A 19,310-nucleotide genomic window follows, 5' to 3' on the forward strand; every position below is an offset into this window, starting at 1 on the left:
TAGCTGCTGTCTGCTTTATGCTTCTGTGGCTACTTACGACCCAGCTGTCTAATGAGAATTAAACATTTGCCGGAGCAGTTCTGCCCTTGATACGGCCAGTGCTCATCAGGCCATCGTAATGGCGCATCAGAAGCTGGCTTTCGATCTGCTGCAGCGTATCCAGAATAACACCCACCATGATCAGCAGTGAAGTACCACCGAAGAAGGTTGCGAAATTACTGTTGATATGCACGGCAGCAGCTACACCGGGCAGGATACCCACCATTGCCAGGAAGAATGCACCTGGAAGGGTGATGCGGTCCATAACTGCACCAATATAATCTGCAGTTGCAGTACCAGGTTTAACACCTGGGATGAAACCATTGTTACGTTTCATTTCTTCGGCCATCTGGGTTGGGTTGAAGATCAATGCAGTGTAGAAGTAAGTGAATACAATTACCAATACTGCATAGATCACATTATACCAACCATTGGTATGGTCGCTGAAGATACGGATGAATCCGGAAGCACTGTCACTGGTAGCAAAACCAATAACGGTAGCCGGGATAAACATGATAGCCTGGGCAAAGATGATTGGCATTACACCCGCTGCATTCACCTTGAGAGGAATGAACTGGCGTACACCACCATATTGTTTGTTACCCACTATACGTTTAGCATAGTTCACCGGTACCTTGCGGGTACCTTGTACCAGCAGGATCAGACCGATAGTAATGAATATGAATACTGCCAGTTCTATCAGGAAAACCAGCAATCCGCCGCCGGCTTCCGCAGTTCTGGAGGTAAATTCCTGAATCAGGGCCTGAGGAAGGCGGGCAAGGATACCCACCATGATGATGATGGATGTACCGTTACCGATACCTTTATCAGTGATTTTTTCACCCAGCCACATTACAAAGAGGGTACCTGCAGTCAGTACGATTGTGGTAGTGAGCCAGAAGAAGAAGGTACCATATTCAGCGATAATAGCTCCACTGGATTGGCCTCTCAGAAAGGCAACATACGCACTCGCCTGAAAACCGGTCACCACTACCGTAAGGATACGGGTGAACTGATTGATTTTCTTTCTGCCACTCTCTCCTTCTTTCTGGAGTTTCTGGAAATAAGGTACAGCTATGGTCAACAGTTGTATGGCGATAGAGGCAGAGATAAATGGCATGATCCCCAGCGCAAAGATGGACGCTCTTGAGAAAGAGCCTCCGGCAAACATATTAAACAGTCCGAGGATACCCTGATTGGATTTCTCTGAGAACTGATGCAACAGGTTGGCATCGATACCGGGTAACACGATATAGGATCCTACACGATAAATGAGGACAAGAAGCAGGGTTGTCAGGATTCTGCTACGCAGATCCTCGATGCTCCAGATATTCTTAATCGTTTCGATAAATTTCTTCACAGGAAGATGAATGTTTAATATTCAAAATTTCATCCCGGTTATGGCGGGACCAAATTCCAAACCTGCAATTAGCTGCTCTTCAGTAACTCTGGCCGGGATTTGTGATGTATTATTTCGCTGGCTGAATAAAAGATGAAAAGACGCACTACTCCGTAGGCGTCTCTCCAGTCGTGAAAACTTACACCAGTTCAACTGAACCACCAGCTGCTTCGATCAGCTGCTTGGCCTTTTCACTGATAGCGTTCACTCTTACAGTAACTTTAGCCTTCAGTTCGCCCTGACCCAGTATTTTTACTTTTGCAGTGCGGCTGATTAAGCCGTTCATGTACAGATTTTCCAGAGAGAAATCCTGTAAACCGTATTTTTCTACCAGGGTGTCAAGCTGACCGATGTTGAATACTACATAGGTAGTAGGATCCAGGCTCTTGAAACCACGTTTTGGCATACGACGCTGAATTGGCATCTGACCACCTTCGTGACCTCTTTTGCTGGAGTAACCAGCACGGGACTGACCACCTTTATTACCTTTTGTAGCTGTACCACCTTTACCGGATGCTTCACCACGACCGAGGCGTTTTTCTTTATGTACGGAACCTTGTGCAGGTTGTAACGTGTGCAGATTCATTGAGTTAATTTTTTTTACTTACGCGGAAATTAACCGCTCGCATTAAATGTATAATGTTATTCGCAAATAATCCACTATAAATGTAGCATTTTTTTCCAGAGGAACGGCAAAGCCTTAACCCTGTACTTCTTCTACCTTTACCAGATGATTTACTTTACGCACCATCCCAAGGATCTGGGGAGTGGCTTCCACCTCAACGGTGTTGTGCATTTTGTTCAGACCCAGGGCCTTCAGCGTCAGTTTCTGACGTTCTGGACGGTCTATACCACTTTTTACCTGAGTGACTTTAATCTTTGCCATTGTTATTTTGAATTAGCACCTTACAATTACAGGAGCTGCTGCGGTGCAGCAGTCCCTTTCACCATAGGGTGTTATTATCCATTAAATACTTTCTTCAGAGATACGCTTCTGGTTTTTGCAATCTGTATTGGCTCACGCAGCAGGCCTAAAGCTTTGAATGTAGCTTTTACCACGTTGTGAGGGTTTGCAGAACCCAGAGATTTTGCCAGAACGTCAGTGATACCTGCGCTTTCCAGCACGGCACGCATAGAACCTCCGGCGATTACACCAGTACCATGAGCGGCTGGTTTGATCAGCACCTTAGCAGCGCCTTCTTTAGCCAGCTGGTCGTGAGGAATAGTACCATGCATTACAGGAACCTTGATCAGGTTTTTCTTGGCATCATCGATACCTTTAGTGATTGCTTCCTGTACTTCTTTGGCTTTACCCAGGCCATGACCTACTACACCGTGTTCGTTACCTACTACTACCAGGGCAGAAAAACTGAAAGTACGACCGCCTTTGGTGGTTTTGGTAACACGGTTGATAGCTACCACTTTTTCTTTCAGCTCCAGGTCACCCGCCTTAACTTTATTAAATGTATTCTTTGCCATTTTATTATTTGCGAATTACGATTTAATCAATTTCGATTTTTAGAATTGGAGACCAGCTTCTCTTGCACCATCAGCTACGCTCTTCACACGACCATGGTACAGATAACCACCACGATCGAATACCACTGCTGTAATACCCAGTGAGGTTGCTTTAGTAGCCACAGCTGCACCTACCAATTTAGATTTCTCGATCTTGGTACCTTTCTGTGCTACGATATCCTTATCGCGGGAAGATGCAGAAGCCAGTGTAGTACCGTTTGCATCATCGATCAATTGCACGTAAATATCGCTATTGCTGCGGAATACAGATAATCTTGGTCTCTGAGCGCTACCTACCACTTTCTTACGGATGCGGTAACGGATTTTCTGTCTGCTATTAACTGCTTTTGTGCTCATTTCTATGTTTAATTTATATATTCCGATGCTGCCGGAATATTGTTGAATTAGCTAACCAGTAAAGCATACCGGTTAGCCAATTAAAATTATTTACCTGCAGACTTACCTGCTTTCTTACGAACCACTTCATCGCTGTAGCGAACACCTTTACCTTTATAAGGCTCTGGTTTACGCAGGCTACGGATTTTAGCAGCTACCTGACCTAACAGCTGGTTGTCAATACCTTCCAGTGTGATTTTAGGGTTAGCACCCTTTTCAGTCAATGTAGTTACTTTCAGTTCTTTAGGGATTTCAATCACGATATTGTGAGAGTAACCCAGAGACAGGTCCAGCAGCTGACCAGCGTTGGCAGCCTTGTAACCCACACCCACCAGCTCAAGTTTTTTAATGAAGCCTTCTGTAACACCAACCACCATGTTGTTGATCAGTGCGCGGTACAGACCATGCAGTGCACGGTGACGGATCTGTTCAGTAGGACGAACTACTGTCAGTACACCATCAGCCACTTCTATTTTGATATCCCTGTCGATGTTCTTTTTCAGTTCACCTTTAGGGCCTTTTACTGTCAGTTCATTAGTAGCGGATACAGTTACTGTAACACCGGCTGCTAATTTGATAGGAGCTTTACCTATACGAGACATAATTGCAGTTTTTTACTGTTATGTGTTTTCGATCCCTCAGTGTTCAGCCACCGTATAGAAAGGCTTAATTCTGAAACGGACCATTTATTGGTGAGATCTGCACAAGCCATTGACAAACGCCAGAAGGTCCTGTGCGGACCTTAATATATTAATAAACGTAGCAAACAACTTCGCCACCCACGTTCTGTACTTTCGCTTCTTTATCAGTCATTACACCTTTAGATGTAGACACGATAGCGACACCCAGACCATTCTTGATACGTTTGAAATCAGCAGGTTTGGAGTATTGACGAAGACCAGGACGGCTGATACGCTGCAGATCAGTGATAGCAGGTACTTTAGTCTGAGGATCATACTTCAGAGCTATTTTGATCAGACCCTGTTTGTTGTCTTCTTCAAATTTGTACTTCAGGATATAACCTTTGTCGTACAGTATCTCAGTGATACGTTTTTTCAGTTTGGAGGCAGGAATTTCCACAATCCTGTGGTTGGCCATTTGAGCATTCCGGATTCTGGTCAGGAAGTCTGCTATTGGATCAGTAACCATTGTTTCTAATAATTTTAAAAACTTTTTACAATGCGATATCCAAATCGTGTAGATAGGAAAATCAAGATCTTTAACGAATATAAAAGGGGGAAAAAGGACAATTACTATTCGTCGGGGGATAATTGTCCATCCCATGAGTGGTGATTACCAGCTAGCTTTTCTTACGCCAGGGATCTTACCAGCGAGCGCCAGGTCACGGAACATATTACGGCAAAGACCGAAATGACGCATGTAACCTTTTGGACGACCGGAAAGCTGACATCTGTTGTGCAGGCGAACAGGAGAAGCGTTTCTAGGCAGCTGATCCAGTGCTTCGTAGTTACCTTCAGCTTTGAGGGCAGCACGTTTTTCAGCGAACTTAGCAACCATGGCTTCTCTTTTCCTTTGTCTAGCCTTTATGGATTCTTTTGCCATAATTAGAGTTTATAATTCCAGTTTATAAATGTCAAATTCCAAAACCCGGAAGGGATTTGGAATTTGAGATCAAATATTATTGTTGATCTTTCTTGATGTTCTTGAACGGCATACCCAGTTCTTTCAGGAGCTCATAAGCTTCTTCGTTGGTGTTAGCCGTAGTAACGAAAGTGATATCCATACCGGAGATCTTTGTTACTTTATCGATGTCGATCTCAGGGAAGATGATCTGCTCATTGATACCCAGGGTATAGTTACCGCGGCCATCGAAAGCTTTTTCATTGATACCCTTAAAGTCACGTACACGAGGCAGTGATACAGCGATCAGACGATCCAGGAATTCGTACATGTTATAACCACGCAGTGTTACACGAGCACCGATTGGCATGTTCTTCCTGAGTTTGAAATTGGAAATATCCTTTTTGGATAAAGTAGCGATAGCTTTCTGACCGGAGATACGGGTCATTTCATCCACAGCAATATCTACCAGTTTCTTATCACCTACAGCACCATTGATACCCTGGTTCAGACAGATCTTCACCAGGCGAGGTACCTGCATTACGCTTTTGTAGTTGAATTTTTTGTGCAGAGTATTAACTACTTCAGTACGGTATTTAGTCTGCAGTCTGGGTGTATATGTAGTGTTTGCCATTATTTGATTGCCTCCCCTGATTTTTTAGCTATACGAACTAATTTACCATTTTCACGCTGACGGTTTACCTTGGTAGGTTTACCAGCCTTAGCATCCCACAACATTACGTTAGAAATGGCGATAGGAGCTTCCTGCTTAACAATACCACCTTTGGTATTCTGAGCAGTTGGTTTGGTATGTTTGGTGATGATGTTCACACCTTCTACCAGTACGCGCGCCTTGTCAGGGATCACTTCCAGCACCTGACGGGGCTTGGTCCTGTCCTTATCATCGCCGGCAATCACTACAACGGTGTCGCCTTTCTTAATGTTGAACTTAGGCTTGAATCTCGTTTTCATTATTTGTTTATTTATAAACGCCAAGCGAAACATCGGTTCCGCTTGATTAATATTCGTTTTAGAAACGGGCAGCAAAGATATGCATTTATGCTGAAAGCACAAAGCAATAAGCTTTTTTTACTTTTTGCTTTATGCTTTCAGCGAACGCATCGATATCTTTACAATACTTCGGGAGCCAGAGAGATAATCTTCATGTATCCCTTATCGCGCAGCTCACGGGCAACTGGGCCGAAGATACGGGTACCGCGTGGCTCGTCAGAGTTGTTCAGTAATACAACGGCATTATCGTCGAAACGGATATAAGATCCGTCTTTACGGCGCAGCTTGTTTTTAGTTCTTACGATAACAGCTTTGTGCACTGTACCTTTTTTCACACCACCACCTGCGATCGCGTCTTTTACAGTAACAACGATCTTGTCACCTACTTTTGCGTAGTCCTGGCCGGAGTTGCCTAACACTCTAATACACAGTACTTCCTTGGCACCACTGTTATCAGCTACATTCAGCCTTGATTCTTGTTGTATCATCCTTTTATAAGATTTGTATTTGTTTAATCAGCGGCTGCATCCAGGAACGCTGCATGCAGCTTGAAACAATAATAAATTATTTTACCTTTTCGATCACCTCTATCAATCTCCAGCACTTATTCTTGCTCAACGGACGAGTTTCCATTATTCTAACGGTATCGCCGATGCTGCACTGGTTCAGCTCGTCATGAGCCATGAACTTGGTGGTTTTTTTCACGAATTTACCATAGATCGGGTGCTTCACTTTACGCTCAACGCTAACGCTGATTGTTTTTTCCGCTTTGTTGCTGGAAACGACACCAATTCTGGTTTTTCTTAATTTTCTTTCGCTCATTGTTGAAAGTATTTATTATCCAGACCGCTCCTTACGGACCGATGAATGAATTTATTTTTAAGGCTTAGAAGCCCAGTTCTCTTTTGCGCAGCTCAGTTTTCAGCTGTGCGATCTGACGCCTGAGAGAGCGGATGCTCATTGGATTCTCAATTGGCGTAATTGCGTGACTGAATGTAATTTTCTTCAGGCGTAATTGCTCTTCGGAGATTTTCTCTTTCAGCTCCTGTTCGCTTAAACCTTTCAGATCCAGCTTTTCGTTTGCCATTGTATTTATTATTTCTGGTTTATCGTTTATAGTTTATCCCGGTTGCTGTAGCAATTATGCTTCAGCGTAATCGCGACGTACTACAAATTTCACTTTAATAGGCAGTTTCTGTGCAGCCAGCTCCATTGCAGCTTTAGCTACTTCCAGAGGTACGCCGTCCGCTTCGAACAACATACGACCTGGCTTAACTACAGCAGCCCAATGGTCAGGAGCACCTTTACCTTTACCCATTCTGACTTCCAAAGGCTTGGCAGTAATGGATTTGTCAGGGAATATACGGATCCACACGTTACCCTCACGTTTCATTGCTCTTGTCAGAGCCACACGAGCAGCTTCGATCTGCCTGTCTGTGATCCACTTAGGTTCTAATGCTTTCAAGCCGAAACTACCAAAGGAGATATCCGCACCACGTTTTGCGTTCCCCTTGATGCGGCCTTTATGCATCTTCCTGTGTTTCGTTCTCTTGGGCTGTAACATCTTAGTATATGTTAAATGTTAATGTTAATTGTTATAAAGATTATCTACGGCCACCACCACGGTTATCGCCACCTCTTCTGTCGCCGCCGCGGTTATCACCACCTCTTCTGTCGCCACCGCCTCTTCTTTCTCCACCACGATGACCATGACCTTCACCACCTGTGCGGCCTTCGCCATCCTTACCGGAAATAGCATTTGGATTCAGATCGCGCTCACCCAGTACTTCACCTTTACAGATCCATACTTTGATACCGATCTTACCATATACTGTTTGTGCAAACAGAGAAGAATAGTCGATATCCATACGGAAGGTGTGCAAAGGTACACGACCTTGCTTCATCTCTTCTGAACGTGCGATTTCAGCACCACCCAGACGACCACCTACTTTAACCTTGATACCTTCAGCACCCATTCTCATTGCAGTAGCAATCGCCATCTTGATAGCACGTTTGTAGTTGATACGGCTTTCAATCTGTTTTGCGATAGTTTCAGCTACGATATTGGCATCTATTTCAGGACGACGGATCTCCAGAATGTTGATCTGTACATCTTCTTTAGAAGTCAGTTTCTTTATTTCTTCCTTGATGCGGTCTACCTCTCCACCACCTTTACCTATGATGATACCAGGCTTGGATGTATGGATGGTGATGATCAATTTACCTAAAGTTCTCTCGATCACTACCCTGGAAATGCCACCTTTGTTGATACGGGCATTCAGGTAAGTTCTGATCTTGTTATCTTCGATCAGTTTGGTAGCATAATCTTTTTTGCCACCATACCAATTAGAGTCCCAACCTCTGATGATACCTAACCTGTTACCAATAGGATTTGTTTTCTGACCCATGTTCTGGTTTATTTGTCTATTAGATAAATAGTTTAGTTTCTTTTATTTAGCCTCAGCCACTTTGCTGTCAACTGCAAGGGTTACGTGATTGCTTCTTTTGCGAACACGGTAACCTCTACCCTGTGGAGCCGGACGCATTCTTTTCAGGATACGACCACCATCAACGAAGATGGTTTTAACAATCAGATTCGCATCTTCAACGCGTACACCTTCGTTCTTCACTTTCCAGTTCGCAACAGCTGACAACAGCAGTTTTTCCAGAGGTACACTAGGGTGCTTAGGATGGAACTTTAATACATTCAGCGCTTTCTCAACTTCCATACCACGGATCAGGTCTGCCAGCAGACGCATTTTGCGGGTAGATGTTGGATTATTATTAAGCTTAGCTACTGCTTCCATTGTAATTATAAATTTGAATGTTTGAGGTCCGAAGTCCCGGGTTCGAGGTATTTCACGCTGCAAACCTCGAGCTTAAAACTTCAAACGAATGACTACATTTTCTTGTTAGCGTGTCCTTTAAAGTTGCGGGTTGGTGCAAATTCTCCCAGTTTATGACCTACCATAAACTCGGTAACGTATACCGGAATGAACTTGTTACCATTGTGTACCGCAAATGTATGGCCCACAAAATCAGGTGTGATGGTAGAACGACGGCTCCACGTCTTGATTACAGTACGCTTGGTGCCTTCATTCATTTTATCTACTTTCTTTCCTAATTTCTGGTCAACGTAAGGACCTTTTCTAATGGAACGACCCATGTCTTTTTATTTTTATTCTACTTTAACCGTTCCGCTTCTGGCTATCCGCCCGAAGCGGAACTGGTAAAAGCTTTATGAATTATAATTTTTTGCCGTTTTTCCTGCTGATGATCAGTTTATCAGAGCTCTTATGCTTACGAGTCTTCAGACCTTTCGCATATTTACCTGTTCTGGATCTAGGGTGACCTCCGGAAGATCTACCTTCACCACCACCCATCGGGTGATCTACAGGGTTCATGGCTACACCACGGTTACGTGGCTTGATACCTCTCCAACGGTTAGCACCCGCTTTACCAATTGATTGCAGTGCGTGGTCAGAGTTAGAAACTGTACCTACAGTAGCAGCACAAGTGATCAACACTTTACGCAGCTCACCAGAAGGCATTTTCATTACGGCATATTTTTCTTCCTTGTTGCTCAGCTGTGCATAAGTACCGGCACTTCTAGCGATTGCACCACCTCTACCAGGCTGCAGTTCGATATTGTGTACAACAGTACCCAGTGGCATGTTTCTCAGCGGCAGGGAGTTACCTACTTCAGGAGCAGCATCAGGACCGCTCACTACTGTAGCACCAACCTGTAAACCCTGAGGAGCCAGGATGTAACGTTTTTCACCATCTGCATAGTTCAGCAGTGCGATGAATGCGCTACGGTTTGGATCGTACTCAATGCTCTTTACAGTAGCAGGAATACTATGTTTGTCACGTTTGAAGTCTATGATACGGTAATGTTGCTTGTGTCCACCACCGATGTAGCGCATAGATCTTCTACCCTGTACGTTTCTACCGCCGGTTTTGGACTTAGCCTCCAGCAGGCTCTTTTCAGGAGTATCCGTGGTCAGCTCAGCGAACGCGTTGCCAATTTTCCAACGGGTACCGGCTGTCATCGGTTTAAATTTCTTCAGTGCCATGATCTAGTAATTGTTTAACTAGTTGCTTTATTTATAAATGTGATCTGCATATACATCCATCATGCCGCGTTGCCGCAGCTATGAGCACTATATGTTAGCATACAGATCTATAGATTCTCCTGCAGCCAGGGTTACAATTGCTTTCTTGTAAGAAGGTTTCTTACCAGCAATGAAACCAGCTTTGGTAAAACGCTGTTTAGCTTTACCAGGCATAACGGCAGTGTTCACTTCTGATACTGCAACGCCATAGAACTCTTCAACTGCTTTCTTGATTTCCAGTTTGTTGGATTTCTTGTCTACGATGAAGTAGTAACGGTTGAATTTATCAGTGGCTTTGTTCACTTTTTCACTTACTACCGGTCTGATTAAAACGTCTGAAAGTTTCATCTTTTATCGCTTTGAGTGGCAGGCTTTCCCGCCAGCTGTGTGATTTAAATTTGACAATTAAGCTTCTACCGGCTCTTCTGTGAAGATTTTAGCAGCACTCTCAGTGATGATCAGGGTATTGCTATTCATGATATCATAAGTATTGATATCGCTCAGCATTACGCTATCTACTGTAGGGATGTTGCGCAGAGACAGGTACACATTATCATTGTATTCAGGCAGTACAACCAAAGTCTTACGGCCATTTACATTCAGGTTCAGTTTCGCCAGGATACCCGCAAACTGTGAAGTTTTAGGAGTAGCCAGGTTCAGATCTTCCAGAACGATGATACTGTTTTCTTTAGCTTTTACAGACAGTGCAGAAATCTTAGCGAGATCTTTTACTTTTCTGTTCAGCTTAATGTCATATTTGTGCGGTTTTGGACCGAAGATGGTACCACCACCTTTATACAGTGGGTTACGGATGTTACCTTTACGGGAACCACCAGTACCTTTTTGCTTGTGCAGTTTACGGGAAGCACCTTTCACCTCAGCACGGGTCTTTACCTTGTGGGTACCCTGACGCTGAGCAGCGAGGTATTGTTTAACAGCCAGGTAGATCACGTGGTTGTTAGGCTCCACTCCGAAAATTTCTTCAGGGAGCTCAATAGTTCTTCCTGTTTTCTTACCTTCTATATTTAAAATATCAAGTTGCATATTACTTCTGGATTAAAACGATTGAACCAATGTGGCCGGGAACGGAACCACTTACCAGGATATAATTTTTCTCAGCGAAAATCTTAACGATCTTAAGACCTTTAACTTTCACCTGCTCATTACCGGTTTGACCAGCCATACGCATACCCTTGAATACGCGGGAAGGATAAGAGGATCCACCCACGGAACCAGGAGCTCTGCTTCTGTCGTGCTGACCGTGTGTAGCTTCGCCCACACCGCTAAATCCATGGCGTTTAACAACACCCTGGAAGCCTTTACCTTTTGAGGTACCGACTACGTCAATTGTTTCTCCTTCTGCAAATATTTCGGTGGTAATGGTTTCACCAAGAGCTTTTTGTATATCCGGGTTGCGGAACTCTTTTACAAATCGTTTGGGGGAGGTACTTGCTTTCGCGAAGTGATTGATTTGTGCTTTGGTAGCGTTCTTTTCTTTTTTCTCGCCAAATGCTACCTGAATAGCGTTGTAACCGTCAGTCTCTTGAGATTTAACCTGAGTTACTACGCATGGACCGGCTTCGATGATGGTCACAGCAGTCTGCTTACCATTCGGTTCGAAGATGCTGGTCATGCCGATCTTTTTGCCAATAATACCTTTCATGTTATTATATATTATACCCAGCGCCTGGGGGTGGATCTAGCTATCCCCAGGATAGGCGGTTTAAATGCTTTATTGGGCGGCCACCCAGAAGGCGTGACCTATATTTTAATTTGTGGCGTTTATACTCTGACAAACGGAGATTACTTTCCCCTGTGAGATTGTATACCTCACTGTCAGCAAAACAGCAGTCATAAGATTAAATCAAACCAGGCAGGCCTTTTGCCCACCTGCTGATGTCCTACGCTTTGATTTCTACTTCCACACCGGAAGGCAGATCTAACTTACTCAAGGCGTCTACAGTCCTGGAAGAAGAGGTGTAGATATCCAGTAAGCGCTTGTGTGTGCACAACTGGAACTGCTCACGAGCTTTCTTGTTAACGTGCGGTGAACGCAGCACCGTAAAAATTTTCTTTTCAGTTGGCAAAGGTATTGGACCTGTTACCACGGCACCAGTGTTACGCACTGTTTTAACGATCTTCTCAGCAGACTTATCTACCAGATTATGATCGTAGGACTTCAGCTTGATTCTAATTCTCTGAGACATATGCAATGAACTTCTACTTTTTTCCCCTTTACAATTTGGGAGGGCAAAGGTAATCAGTATTTTTGTATTCCCCAACAATACCGGGGAAAAATAAATACCTTTTTAGTTAAATGTAGAATGATGGCGGGTTTGAGGCAAATGTTAATTTGTGTAAAAGTATAATTAAGGCAGGAAAATAACTTATTAAAGGAAATTGGCACACTGTTGGCTTCGCTGCTTCCAATACCCCCCATAAAAAAAACAAGCCGCCGGGAAACCGGCAGCAAGTCCTGTCTGGGAATGCAATAAGCAATATTTCTAGACCTGTCAGCTTCAGAGAGGTAACTTACCCAACAAACGCTGAATCAGACCAAGAACTAAAGCCAATACCTGGTTCAATAAATCCATAGATGTTTTTGAAGGCTTTTCATAAGGTTATGCCTACTCTGTTACTTGGTTTTCGGCAATCCCAAATGCCCCTCACACAAGGAACATTGGATTAAAATTAGCCGCAGAGAATCAATTTGTAATAGTTCATTTCATTCATTTTCAGCTGCTTGTTCATTTCGTTCAGTGAAGAAAAATGGCCCGTTCATTTTCTTTTAACTAATACTCCTGAATACGCCACTCCCCCCAGCAAATCCAGGCTGTTCACCATGAGATAGCTCGTTCATTATAAAAAAAGCCTCCCCGGCTCGCACCAGGAAGGCAATAAGTTGGAAAATGTCTTTTTTGTTGCGTGGCATTTTCCGTGGAATCAGGGGCGTAATAAATTACAAACCACCCAGCAGAGATTGCAACAGCGTTAAAAGTGTTGCTAATAATTGGTTCAGCAGATCCATGGTTATGGTTTTTCACTGGTTACGCCTACTCTAATAATGGTTTTCGGCAATCCCATATTCTAAAATTAGTAAGTAGTAGGAATACTACCATCGTTCATTTCATTCATTTTCAACTAGTTCAGAATATTCCGTTCAGTTATTCCTGTTCAGTATTAATCTCACACATATCCCCACATAAAAAGGTCCCGGTTACTACCAGGACCTTTAAAAGCTTGCCAATGTTTCGGGAATCTACAGGCTACCGAACAGAGTATACAAGAACTTAGTCAATGCTGCTAGAATAGTTGCGGTCATTTTCTTAGTTTTTCAGAGGGTAAAGGCCTACTCTATTGTTTAACTGGTTTTCGGCAATCCCAGCAACGCCCCTGGCGGCGTCTTACTTATATAAAGATAATAGTCACTTTCCTTATTACAACCATTCATTATGTTCATTATCAACCAGTTCATTCAAAGTGTTCAAAACAGAAAAAAGCCGCCCACAGACCAAAATGATCCGTAAGCGGCCCCTCATTATTTTTCTAATGCCTATTTCATATTACGCTTCTCCTCGTTGTAGATCTCCTTCGCCTTCGCTCCAGGCAGGAAAATCTGGAAACCTACACCCAGGTTCAACTGCTGTGCCGTAGTTGAGTTACCACCACCAACAATAATATTGTACTTCAACAGCGTTTCCAACGCCACATTAGGTGTAATGAAGTAAGAAATACCAGGGCCTACACCCAATTCTACCCCATTCGTAGATGCGCCACTCGCAGGATTCGTACCACCAAAACCGGCATTACCCTCTACAAAAAACCTTGCACGCTTGGAAAACTCCAGCTTCTGCACATTCTTGTCTGTCGGATAATAACGCGCCAGGGCACCAATACCATAACTTACATCAGAACCTGCTCCATTACTGGTCGACAGCCCGAAATTCACATATCCACCCACTGCCAGCCCATCACTGATAAACCAGGCTGCTTTAGGGTTCAGATTAAAACTAAACTGGGTACTGGATTTTTGAAAATTCAATCCAATGTCTGTAATGTCAGATCCAATCAAAATGTTTCCCTTCTGGGTCTGCGCAAATGCCGTGGTGCTAAAAAACAATACCGTCATCAGGGCCAGGGTTAATGCTTGGAATTTTTTCATTTTCAGTTTTTTGATTTTATTGATTAATACTTGCCATCGGGACAATGCCCTATCGAACTAGGAAATACATGCAATCTGTAAATGTGTCTTGCTTTGCTAATGGTACCTGAGCCAATAAGATAAGAGGATAAATAAGCAGGGATGGGGACAAATGGGGTATTTCAAATTCAGTGCCAGACATCAACAATATAGTTGCGAATATACTGGAAATGAATCAAATAAGTATAAAGAAAATGAGATCAAATGAAGCTGGTATTGCAATCGATGGCTATTATTAGTCGGTAAGCTGTTCCTGCAGCCACTCAATATGGGGTATAAACTGACCTTTGCGTTGCAGATAACCCAGCACGCTGTCCAATCGATCCGCCAATCTGGGGCCGGTAGCACGCGAAATGGGGTGTACACTCAATTCCCAACTACGGAAATGCAATGAAATAACAGGTTGACGGCCTAAAAAGAGTTTCGTAATCCACAACGGACGCACAGACTCCGCATAAATCTCATAGCAATCCCCTTCTATGGTCATAGGACGCACCTGCTGACCACCGGAGTGGTATAAGTACCCGGCAGCCCTCAGCGAACTATAATCGGGCTTTATCGATGCCCCCATGCGACAACCGTATAAGCGGTCACCAATGATCTGCTCCAGTACTTCTTTATCCAAAGCACCATGTGAAGCAACTTCGTGTTTGAGGGCTAACTGACGCACCACTTCCGGATAGGCCTGCGCCCAGGAGGCGGTAATAAAAAAAGTAGCTCTTACCTGGTACTTGTCCAGTAAGGTGATTGTTTTTCCCAAACCATCCAGTGAAATCTGCTGCCTTTCTTCCAGGCTCATCTCCTGGCCATTATTATTATTGGCTGACAGTTTCAGCTCTTCCAGATCAATACTGATCAAAATTCGGGGGGTGTTCATTTTTGGTTAAAGTCGGCTTTTGTATAGAGACAATTTTGGGTATATACTACCCTATAAAGAAAAGATCCAGCATCTTGAGGATAAAACGTTGCAGTGATAGAGATGTTACAATTGGCCCCAAACAAAAGTCCCGTTCCTGATTAACCGGAACGGGACCATATTCAATCAGATACTAATCATGATTTATGCATTCACTTTACCTTTTGCTTTTGCCATTTCTTCTTCAGCAACAGCATTTGGAGCAGGTGAGTAGTGAGAGAACTCCATGATGGAAGTAGCACGACCGGAAGACAGGGAGCGCAACTGAGTTACATATCCGAACATTTCTTTCAGAGGTACTTTAGCTTTGATTACCTGTACACCGTTTCTCATTTCCATACCTTCCAGCATACCACGACGACGGTTCAGGTCACCTGTTACGTCACCCATGTATTGGTCTGGGGTCTGAACTTCTACTTTCATGATTGGTTCCAGCAGAACTGGTTTTGCTTTACGACCTGCTTCACGGAAAGCTGATCTTGCAGCCAATTCGAAGGATACTGCATCGGAGTCAACCTGGTGGAATGAACCATCATACAGGCGAACTCTCAGGTTATCCAGCGGGTAGCCAGCCAGTACACCCTGGTGCATAGCAGACTCAAAGCCTTTCTGTACCGGAGCAACGAATTCTTTAGGGATGGAACCACCGAAGATATCGTTGATGAACTGGAATTGTTTACCGTCGTTCTCTTTCAGCCATTCCGGATCAGCAGGGCCGATTTCGATCTGGATGTCTGCGAATTTACCGCGACCACCAGTTTGTTTCTTATAAACCTCACGGTGTTCAACCTTCAGCGTGAATGCTTCCTTGAAAGCAACCTGAGGTGCACCCTGGTTAACTTCTACCTTGAACTCGCGACGCATACGGTCAACGATGATTTCCAGGTGAAGCTCACCCATACCGCTCAATACGGTCTGGCCGGTTTCTTCATCAGTTTTAGCTTTCAGGGTAGGATCTTCTTCTACCAGTTTAGCGATAGCCAGACCCATTTTGTCCATATCCGCCTGAGTTTTAGGCTCGATAGCGATGTGGATAACTGGTTCCGGGAAGGTCATAGATTCCAGTACGATAGGATTTTTCTCATCGCACAGGGTATCACCTGTTTTGATATCTTTAAAACCTACAGCAGCACCGATATCACCAGCTTCGATGAAGTCGATTGGGTTCTGCTTGTTGGCGTGCATCTGCATGATACGGCTGATACGCTCATTTTTACCTGTACGGGTGTTCAGTACGTAAGAACCAGCATCCAGGTGACCGGAATAAGCCCGGAAGAACGCCAGACGACCTACGAATGGATCAGTCATGATCTTGAACGCCAGTGCAGAGAATGGTTCTTTTGCATCTGGCTTACGCTCGATCTCGTTACCATTGTCAGGATCAGTACCTTTAACCGCTTCGATATCTACTGGTGAAGGCAGGTAACGACATACGGCATCCAGCATTTTCTGTACACCTTTATTTTTGAATGAAGAACCGCACAGCATTGGGATGATAGCGATATCGATCGTTGCTTTACGGATAGCTTCGTGAATTTCATCTTCAGAGATAGTATTAGGATCTTCGAAGAATTTCTCCATGAGTTTGTCATCGTATTCAGCAACAGCTTCTACGAGTTTAGCTCTCCATTCTTCAGCTTCATCCTTCATATCAGCAGGAATTTCGATTTCCTGGTAGGTAGCACCTTTACCTTCTTCGTCCCAGATGATACCCTTCATGGTGATCAGGTCAACCACACCTTTGAAAGTATCTTCAGCGCCGATAGGCAGCATCAGTGGAACCGGATTTGCACCCAGCATTTCCTTCACCTGTTTTACCACGTTCAGGAAGTCAGCACCGGCACGGTCCATTTTGTTTACGAAACCTACACGTGGTACACGGTAGCGGTTAGCCTGACGCCAAACGGTTTCAGACTGTGGTTCAACGCCGGATACAGCGCAGAACAGAGCCACCAGACCATCCAGTACACGCAGGGAACGTTCAACCTCAACGGTGAAATCCACGTGACCTGGAGTATCGATGATGTTAAATTTGTATTCTTTTGTATCTGGCTGGAGCTTTCCCTGAGTGGTTGGGAATTTCCAGAAACAGGTAGTAGCAGCAGATGTGATGGTAATACCTCTCTCCTGCTCCTGCGCCATCCAGTCCATGGTGGCGGCACCTTCGTGCACTTCCCCTATCTTATGGGATTTACCTGTGTAGTACAGGATACGCTCTGTGGTAGTGGTTTTACCCGCATCAATGTGCGCCGCAATACCAAAGTTTCTTTGAAATCTTAAGTCTGCCATAATATTAAAATGACTGTATAATAATGCAATTTGGGGGGCAAAGGTAATTCATTTTTGCTAATAAATACAACAGGCAATTTTGCCAAATTGTTATTTCAGCAGCAGAATACTTACGCGACCCTTTAGTTACAAGGTTTAAAAAATTGGTATATATGAGAAAAGGAAAAACATCCCCCAGTATAGCCCAGAGGATGTTTCCCTTATATCTTTATAAACCATCTACCGTAAAACGGCAATAGATTTAGATCCTGAAGTGAGAGAATGCCTTGTTAGCTTCAGCCATACGGTGAGTATCTTCTTTCTTTTTGAAAGCAGCACCTTCACCTTTTGCAGCAGCTATGATTTCAGCAGCCAGCTTTTCAGCCATGCTCTTACCATTCCTTTCACCTGCGAAACGGATCAACCATTTCATAGACAGGGAGATCTTTCTGTCAGGACGAACCTCAGAAGGGATCTGGAAGGTAGCACCACCGATACGACGGCTTCTAACTTCAACGGCAGGAGTTACATTTGTGATCGCTTTCTTCCACACTTCGTAACCATTATCGTTAGTGATAGTGCTCACTCTGTCGATCGCATCGTAAAATATCCTAAAGGCAATGCTCTTTTTGCCCTGCTCCATCACGTTATTAACAAACCGGGTAACCTGTTTGTCGTTAAAGCGAGGATCCGGAGCCAAAGGCATCTTTTTCGCGGCTTGCTTTCTCATTTATTTGGAAAATTTCAAATAGTTATTATAAATTATTTCTTAGCCTTTTCCTTTTTGGTACCATACTTGGAACGGCTCTGCTTTCTGTCTTTCACACCAGCAGTATCGAGGGAACCACGAACGATATGGTAACGAACACCCGGTAAATCTTTTACCCTACCACCACGGATCAGTACGATAGAGTGCTCCTGCAGGTTATGTCCTTCACCAGGGATATAAGCAATCACCTCTACTTTGTTGGTCAAACGCACCTTTGCTACCTTACGCAGTGCAGAGTTTGGCTTCTTAGGGGTGGTTGTGTACACACGGGTACAAACACCACGGCGCTGTGGACAGCTATCTAAAGCCCTGGACTTGGACTTAGCCCGGATAATTTCTCTTCCTTTTCTTACTAATTGTTGTATAGTAGGCATTCTACCTAAGTTTTTTTTTCTGTCGGTTTACAATGACATCCAAATCACCCAGAATGGGAATTTGGGAGGGCAAAGGTAACACGAACCTTGTTAATAACAAAATGTTTTGAACATTTTTTTGAAGGAAATCATGTCATGTATTGATTAATTCCGTGACAATATCCGTCCATTCCATGTCCAGCGTAGATTCTGGCATACTTCGTCCCGCTCTGTTGTACCAATACCGGGCGTTTCCCCGGTCGCCTTCTTTCCTGTGGAGGTAGGCATGCACCCAGGCGGCCGTGTCATTATCCATATGCTCGATAATGTCGTGAGCCTGTTGCCAGTTCCCTTTACCATCCCACCACAAAGCCTTCAAATAAGGTGAAATCTCCCCAGGAGGAGCAGCCTGATCCAACGACGCGATGAAAGATACCATGGTCATAGGGCGCAAATGTACAAAATAGCTTTGTGTTTCCATCGCGCCTTTGGTTAAAATAAAGGCTAACCCGTACATATCCCGCCTATAAGCCGTAGATAAGCCGCCTCTATATAGATGCGGCTTATCTACGGCTTATAGGCGGGATATAGGCGGCTTATGGGCGGCTTATCTCCCTGTGAGACCTAAGGATGTCTTATCGGATACGTATTTCGGCCGACATATATAAACAAAGCCGTCTTTGTGCAAAGACGGCTTTATATAAAAGAGAAAGACCATCTACTCGCGCAGATGGCCTTTCAATT

28 protein-coding genes are annotated in these 19,310 nt (G+C 44.1%); all 28 read right to left on the bottom strand.

Annotated elements, in window-relative coordinates:
• Positions 1 to 58 precede the first annotated feature (58 nt).
• Positions 59 to 1,399, bottom strand: coding sequence for a preprotein translocase subunit SecY (gene secY, locus BW716_RS03465; RefSeq protein WP_083721005.1), 1,341 nt, complete (start codon positions 1,397 to 1,399; stop codon positions 59 to 61).
• Positions 1,400 to 1,577: 178 nt separating this feature from the next.
• The gene (rplO, locus tag BW716_RS03470) at positions 1,578 to 2,024 is read right to left on the bottom strand and encodes a 50S ribosomal protein L15 (protein WP_083721007.1); all 447 of its coding nucleotides are present in this window, start codon (positions 2,022 to 2,024) and stop codon (positions 1,578 to 1,580) included.
• A 114-nt stretch (positions 2,025 to 2,138) separates the two neighbouring features.
• Positions 2,139 to 2,324, bottom strand: coding sequence for a 50S ribosomal protein L30 (rpmD, locus tag BW716_RS03475; protein WP_083721009.1), 186 nt, complete (start codon positions 2,322 to 2,324; stop codon positions 2,139 to 2,141).
• A gap of 74 nt (positions 2,325 to 2,398) precedes the next feature.
• Entirely contained in the window at positions 2,399 to 2,917 is a 519-nt protein-coding gene (rpsE, locus tag BW716_RS03480) for a 30S ribosomal protein S5 (protein WP_072360615.1), read from the bottom strand.
• Positions 2,918 to 2,956: 39 nt separating this feature from the next.
• Complete coding sequence (gene rplR, locus BW716_RS03485) at positions 2,957 to 3,313, bottom strand: 50S ribosomal protein L18 (protein WP_083721011.1); 357 nt, start codon at positions 3,311 to 3,313, stop codon at positions 2,957 to 2,959.
• An 86-nt stretch (positions 3,314 to 3,399) separates the two neighbouring features.
• On the bottom strand, positions 3,400 to 3,954 hold the full coding sequence (rplF, locus tag BW716_RS03490) for a 50S ribosomal protein L6 (RefSeq protein WP_083721014.1): 555 nt from the start codon (positions 3,952 to 3,954) through the stop codon (positions 3,400 to 3,402).
• Positions 3,955 to 4,102: 148 nt separating this feature from the next.
• Complete coding sequence (gene rpsH / locus BW716_RS03495) at positions 4,103 to 4,501, bottom strand: 30S ribosomal protein S8 (RefSeq protein ID WP_083721016.1); 399 nt, start codon at positions 4,499 to 4,501, stop codon at positions 4,103 to 4,105.
• 144 nt (positions 4,502 to 4,645) lie between these two features.
• Positions 4,646 to 4,915, bottom strand: a complete 270-nt coding sequence (rpsN, locus tag BW716_RS03500; RefSeq protein ID WP_083721018.1) for a 30S ribosomal protein S14 — start codon at positions 4,913 to 4,915, stop codon at positions 4,646 to 4,648.
• A gap of 76 nt (positions 4,916 to 4,991) precedes the next feature.
• Positions 4,992 to 5,567, bottom strand: a complete 576-nt coding sequence (gene rplE, locus BW716_RS03505) for a 50S ribosomal protein L5 (protein ID WP_083721020.1) — start codon at positions 5,565 to 5,567, stop codon at positions 4,992 to 4,994.
• A complete protein-coding gene (gene rplX, locus BW716_RS03510) occupies positions 5,567 to 5,905 on the bottom strand; it encodes a 50S ribosomal protein L24 (RefSeq protein ID WP_083721263.1) in 339 nt (112 codons plus the stop codon). Before rplX ends, rplE begins: the two co-directional genes overlap by 1 nt.
• 158 nt (positions 5,906 to 6,063) lie before the next feature.
• Positions 6,064 to 6,432: a 50S ribosomal protein L14 gene (gene rplN, locus BW716_RS03515; RefSeq protein WP_072360601.1), complete on the bottom strand. Its 369-nt coding sequence runs from the start codon at positions 6,430 to 6,432 to the stop codon at positions 6,064 to 6,066.
• Between the two features lie 76 nt (positions 6,433 to 6,508).
• A complete protein-coding gene (rpsQ, locus tag BW716_RS03520) occupies positions 6,509 to 6,766 on the bottom strand; it encodes a 30S ribosomal protein S17 (RefSeq protein WP_083721022.1) in 258 nt (85 codons plus the stop codon).
• Between the two features lie 64 nt (positions 6,767 to 6,830).
• Positions 6,831 to 7,031 (bottom strand): 50S ribosomal protein L29, encoded by a 201-nt coding sequence (rpmC, locus tag BW716_RS03525; RefSeq protein WP_072360597.1) that lies wholly within the window; start codon positions 7,029 to 7,031, stop codon positions 6,831 to 6,833.
• 54 nt (positions 7,032 to 7,085) lie between these two features.
• Positions 7,086 to 7,508, bottom strand: a complete 423-nt coding sequence (gene rplP / locus BW716_RS03530; protein ID WP_083721025.1) for a 50S ribosomal protein L16 — start codon at positions 7,506 to 7,508, stop codon at positions 7,086 to 7,088.
• Positions 7,509 to 7,548: 40 nt separating this feature from the next.
• Positions 7,549 to 8,352, bottom strand: coding sequence for a 30S ribosomal protein S3 (gene rpsC / locus BW716_RS03535; protein ID WP_083721027.1), 804 nt, complete (start codon positions 8,350 to 8,352; stop codon positions 7,549 to 7,551).
• 42 nt (positions 8,353 to 8,394) lie between these two features.
• Entirely contained in the window at positions 8,395 to 8,751 is a 357-nt protein-coding gene (gene rplV / locus BW716_RS03540) for a 50S ribosomal protein L22 (RefSeq protein ID WP_083721029.1), read from the bottom strand.
• 92 nt (positions 8,752 to 8,843) lie between these two features.
• A complete protein-coding gene (gene rpsS, locus BW716_RS03545; protein ID WP_072360589.1) occupies positions 8,844 to 9,110 on the bottom strand; it encodes a 30S ribosomal protein S19 in 267 nt (88 codons plus the stop codon).
• Between the two features lie 79 nt (positions 9,111 to 9,189).
• Positions 9,190 to 10,020 carry a 50S ribosomal protein L2 gene (gene rplB, locus BW716_RS03550; RefSeq protein ID WP_083721031.1) on the bottom strand — a complete coding sequence of 277 codons (831 nt, stop codon included), beginning with the start codon at positions 10,018 to 10,020 and terminating at the stop codon, positions 9,190 to 9,192.
• A gap of 87 nt (positions 10,021 to 10,107) precedes the next feature.
• A complete protein-coding gene (gene rplW, locus BW716_RS03555) occupies positions 10,108 to 10,407 on the bottom strand; it encodes a 50S ribosomal protein L23 (RefSeq protein WP_083721033.1) in 300 nt (99 codons plus the stop codon).
• A 57-nt stretch (positions 10,408 to 10,464) separates the two neighbouring features.
• Positions 10,465 to 11,103 carry a 50S ribosomal protein L4 gene (gene rplD / locus BW716_RS03560; protein WP_083721035.1) on the bottom strand — a complete coding sequence of 213 codons (639 nt, stop codon included), beginning with the start codon at positions 11,101 to 11,103 and terminating at the stop codon, positions 10,465 to 10,467.
• 1 nt (position 11,104) lies between these two features.
• The gene (rplC, locus tag BW716_RS03565; RefSeq protein WP_083721037.1) at positions 11,105 to 11,722 is read right to left on the bottom strand and encodes a 50S ribosomal protein L3; all 618 of its coding nucleotides are present in this window, start codon (positions 11,720 to 11,722) and stop codon (positions 11,105 to 11,107) included.
• Between the two features lie 238 nt (positions 11,723 to 11,960).
• Entirely contained in the window at positions 11,961 to 12,266 is a 306-nt protein-coding gene (rpsJ, locus tag BW716_RS03570) for a 30S ribosomal protein S10 (RefSeq protein ID WP_012789286.1), read from the bottom strand.
• 1,346 nt (positions 12,267 to 13,612) lie between these two features.
• On the bottom strand, positions 13,613 to 14,221 hold the full coding sequence (locus tag BW716_RS03575; protein ID WP_083721264.1) for an outer membrane beta-barrel protein: 609 nt from the start codon (positions 14,219 to 14,221) through the stop codon (positions 13,613 to 13,615).
• 274 nt (positions 14,222 to 14,495) lie between these two features.
• Positions 14,496 to 15,137 (bottom strand): polysaccharide deacetylase family protein, encoded by a 642-nt coding sequence (locus BW716_RS03580; RefSeq protein ID WP_083721039.1) that lies wholly within the window; start codon positions 15,135 to 15,137, stop codon positions 14,496 to 14,498.
• A 183-nt stretch (positions 15,138 to 15,320) separates the two neighbouring features.
• Positions 15,321 to 17,465, bottom strand: coding sequence for an elongation factor G (fusA, locus tag BW716_RS03585; RefSeq protein WP_083721041.1), 2,145 nt, complete (start codon positions 17,463 to 17,465; stop codon positions 15,321 to 15,323).
• Between the two features lie 241 nt (positions 17,466 to 17,706).
• On the bottom strand, positions 17,707 to 18,174 hold the full coding sequence (rpsG, locus tag BW716_RS03590) for a 30S ribosomal protein S7 (RefSeq protein WP_083721043.1): 468 nt from the start codon (positions 18,172 to 18,174) through the stop codon (positions 17,707 to 17,709).
• A 32-nt stretch (positions 18,175 to 18,206) separates the two neighbouring features.
• A complete protein-coding gene (rpsL, locus tag BW716_RS03595) occupies positions 18,207 to 18,587 on the bottom strand; it encodes a 30S ribosomal protein S12 (RefSeq protein WP_012789278.1) in 381 nt (126 codons plus the stop codon).
• A gap of 133 nt (positions 18,588 to 18,720) precedes the next feature.
• Positions 18,721 to 19,047, bottom strand: coding sequence for a hypothetical protein (locus BW716_RS03600; RefSeq protein ID WP_235643450.1), 327 nt, complete (start codon positions 19,045 to 19,047; stop codon positions 18,721 to 18,723).
• Between the last annotated feature and the right edge of the window lie 263 nt (positions 19,048 to 19,310).

It is taken from the genome of [Flexibacter] sp. ATCC 35208, from assembly GCF_001975825.1.
In the GTDB taxonomy this organism is placed as follows: Bacteria; Bacteroidota; Bacteroidia; order Chitinophagales; family Chitinophagaceae; genus Chitinophaga.

Bases quoted from the DNA above. Each gene is read 5' to 3' on its own strand.
- rplO (WP_083721007.1), bottom strand. From the start codon at position 2,024: ATGAATCTGCACACGTTACAACCTGCACAAGGTTCCGTACATAAAGAA.
- rpmD (WP_083721009.1), bottom strand. From the start codon at position 2,324: ATGGCAAAGATTAAAGTCACTCAGGTAAAAAGTGGTATAGACCGTCCA.
- rpsE (WP_072360615.1), bottom strand. From the start codon at position 2,917: ATGGCAAAGAATACATTTAATAAAGTTAAGGCGGGTGACCTGGAGCTG.
- rplR (WP_083721011.1), bottom strand. From the start codon at position 3,313: ATGAGCACAAAAGCAGTTAATAGCAGACAGAAAATCCGTTACCGCATC.
- rplF (WP_083721014.1), bottom strand. From the start codon at position 3,954: ATGTCTCGTATAGGTAAAGCTCCTATCAAATTAGCAGCCGGTGTTACA.
- rpsH (WP_083721016.1), bottom strand. From the start codon at position 4,501: ATGGTTACTGATCCAATAGCAGACTTCCTGACCAGAATCCGGAATGCT.
- rpsN (WP_083721018.1), bottom strand. From the start codon at position 4,915: ATGGCAAAAGAATCCATAAAGGCTAGACAAAGGAAAAGAGAAGCCATG.
- rplE (WP_083721020.1), bottom strand. From the start codon at position 5,567: ATGGCAAACACTACATATACACCCAGACTGCAGACTAAATACCGTACT.
- rplX (WP_083721263.1), bottom strand. From the start codon at position 5,905: ATGAAAACGAGATTCAAGCCTAAGTTCAACATTAAGAAAGGCGACACC.
- rplN (WP_072360601.1), bottom strand. From the start codon at position 6,432: ATGATACAACAAGAATCAAGGCTGAATGTAGCTGATAACAGTGGTGCC.
- rpsQ (WP_083721022.1), bottom strand. From the start codon at position 6,766: ATGAGCGAAAGAAAATTAAGAAAAACCAGAATTGGTGTCGTTTCCAGC.
- rpmC (WP_072360597.1), bottom strand. From the start codon at position 7,031: ATGGCAAACGAAAAGCTGGATCTGAAAGGTTTAAGCGAACAGGAGCTG.
- rplP (WP_083721025.1), bottom strand. From the start codon at position 7,508: ATGTTACAGCCCAAGAGAACGAAACACAGGAAGATGCATAAAGGCCGC.
- rpsC (WP_083721027.1), bottom strand. From the start codon at position 8,352: ATGGGTCAGAAAACAAATCCTATTGGTAACAGGTTAGGTATCATCAGA.
- rplV (WP_083721029.1), bottom strand. From the start codon at position 8,751: ATGGAAGCAGTAGCTAAGCTTAATAATAATCCAACATCTACCCGCAAA.
- rpsS (WP_072360589.1), bottom strand. From the start codon at position 9,110: ATGGGTCGTTCCATTAGAAAAGGTCCTTACGTTGACCAGAAATTAGGA.
- rplB (WP_083721031.1), bottom strand. From the start codon at position 10,020: ATGGCACTGAAGAAATTTAAACCGATGACAGCCGGTACCCGTTGGAAA.
- rplW (WP_083721033.1), bottom strand. From the start codon at position 10,407: ATGAAACTTTCAGACGTTTTAATCAGACCGGTAGTAAGTGAAAAAGTG.
- rplD (WP_083721035.1), bottom strand. From the start codon at position 11,103: ATGCAACTTGATATTTTAAATATAGAAGGTAAGAAAACAGGAAGAACT.
- rplC (WP_083721037.1), bottom strand. From the start codon at position 11,722: ATGAAAGGTATTATTGGCAAAAAGATCGGCATGACCAGCATCTTCGAA.
- rpsJ (WP_012789286.1), bottom strand. From the start codon at position 12,266: ATGTCTCAGAGAATTAGAATCAAGCTGAAGTCCTACGATCATAATCTG.
- BW716_RS03575 (WP_083721264.1), bottom strand. From the start codon at position 14,221: ATGAAAAAATTCCAAGCATTAACCCTGGCCCTGATGACGGTATTGTTT.
- BW716_RS03580 (WP_083721039.1), bottom strand. From the start codon at position 15,137: ATGAACACCCCCCGAATTTTGATCAGTATTGATCTGGAAGAGCTGAAA.
- fusA (WP_083721041.1), bottom strand. From the start codon at position 17,465: ATGGCAGACTTAAGATTTCAAAGAAACTTTGGTATTGCGGCGCACATT.
- rpsG (WP_083721043.1), bottom strand. From the start codon at position 18,174: ATGAGAAAGCAAGCCGCGAAAAAGATGCCTTTGGCTCCGGATCCTCGC.
- rpsL (WP_012789278.1), bottom strand. From the start codon at position 18,587: ATGCCTACTATACAACAATTAGTAAGAAAAGGAAGAGAAATTATCCGG.
- BW716_RS03600 (WP_235643450.1), bottom strand. From the start codon at position 19,047: ATGGAAACACAAAGCTATTTTGTACATTTGCGCCCTATGACCATGGTA.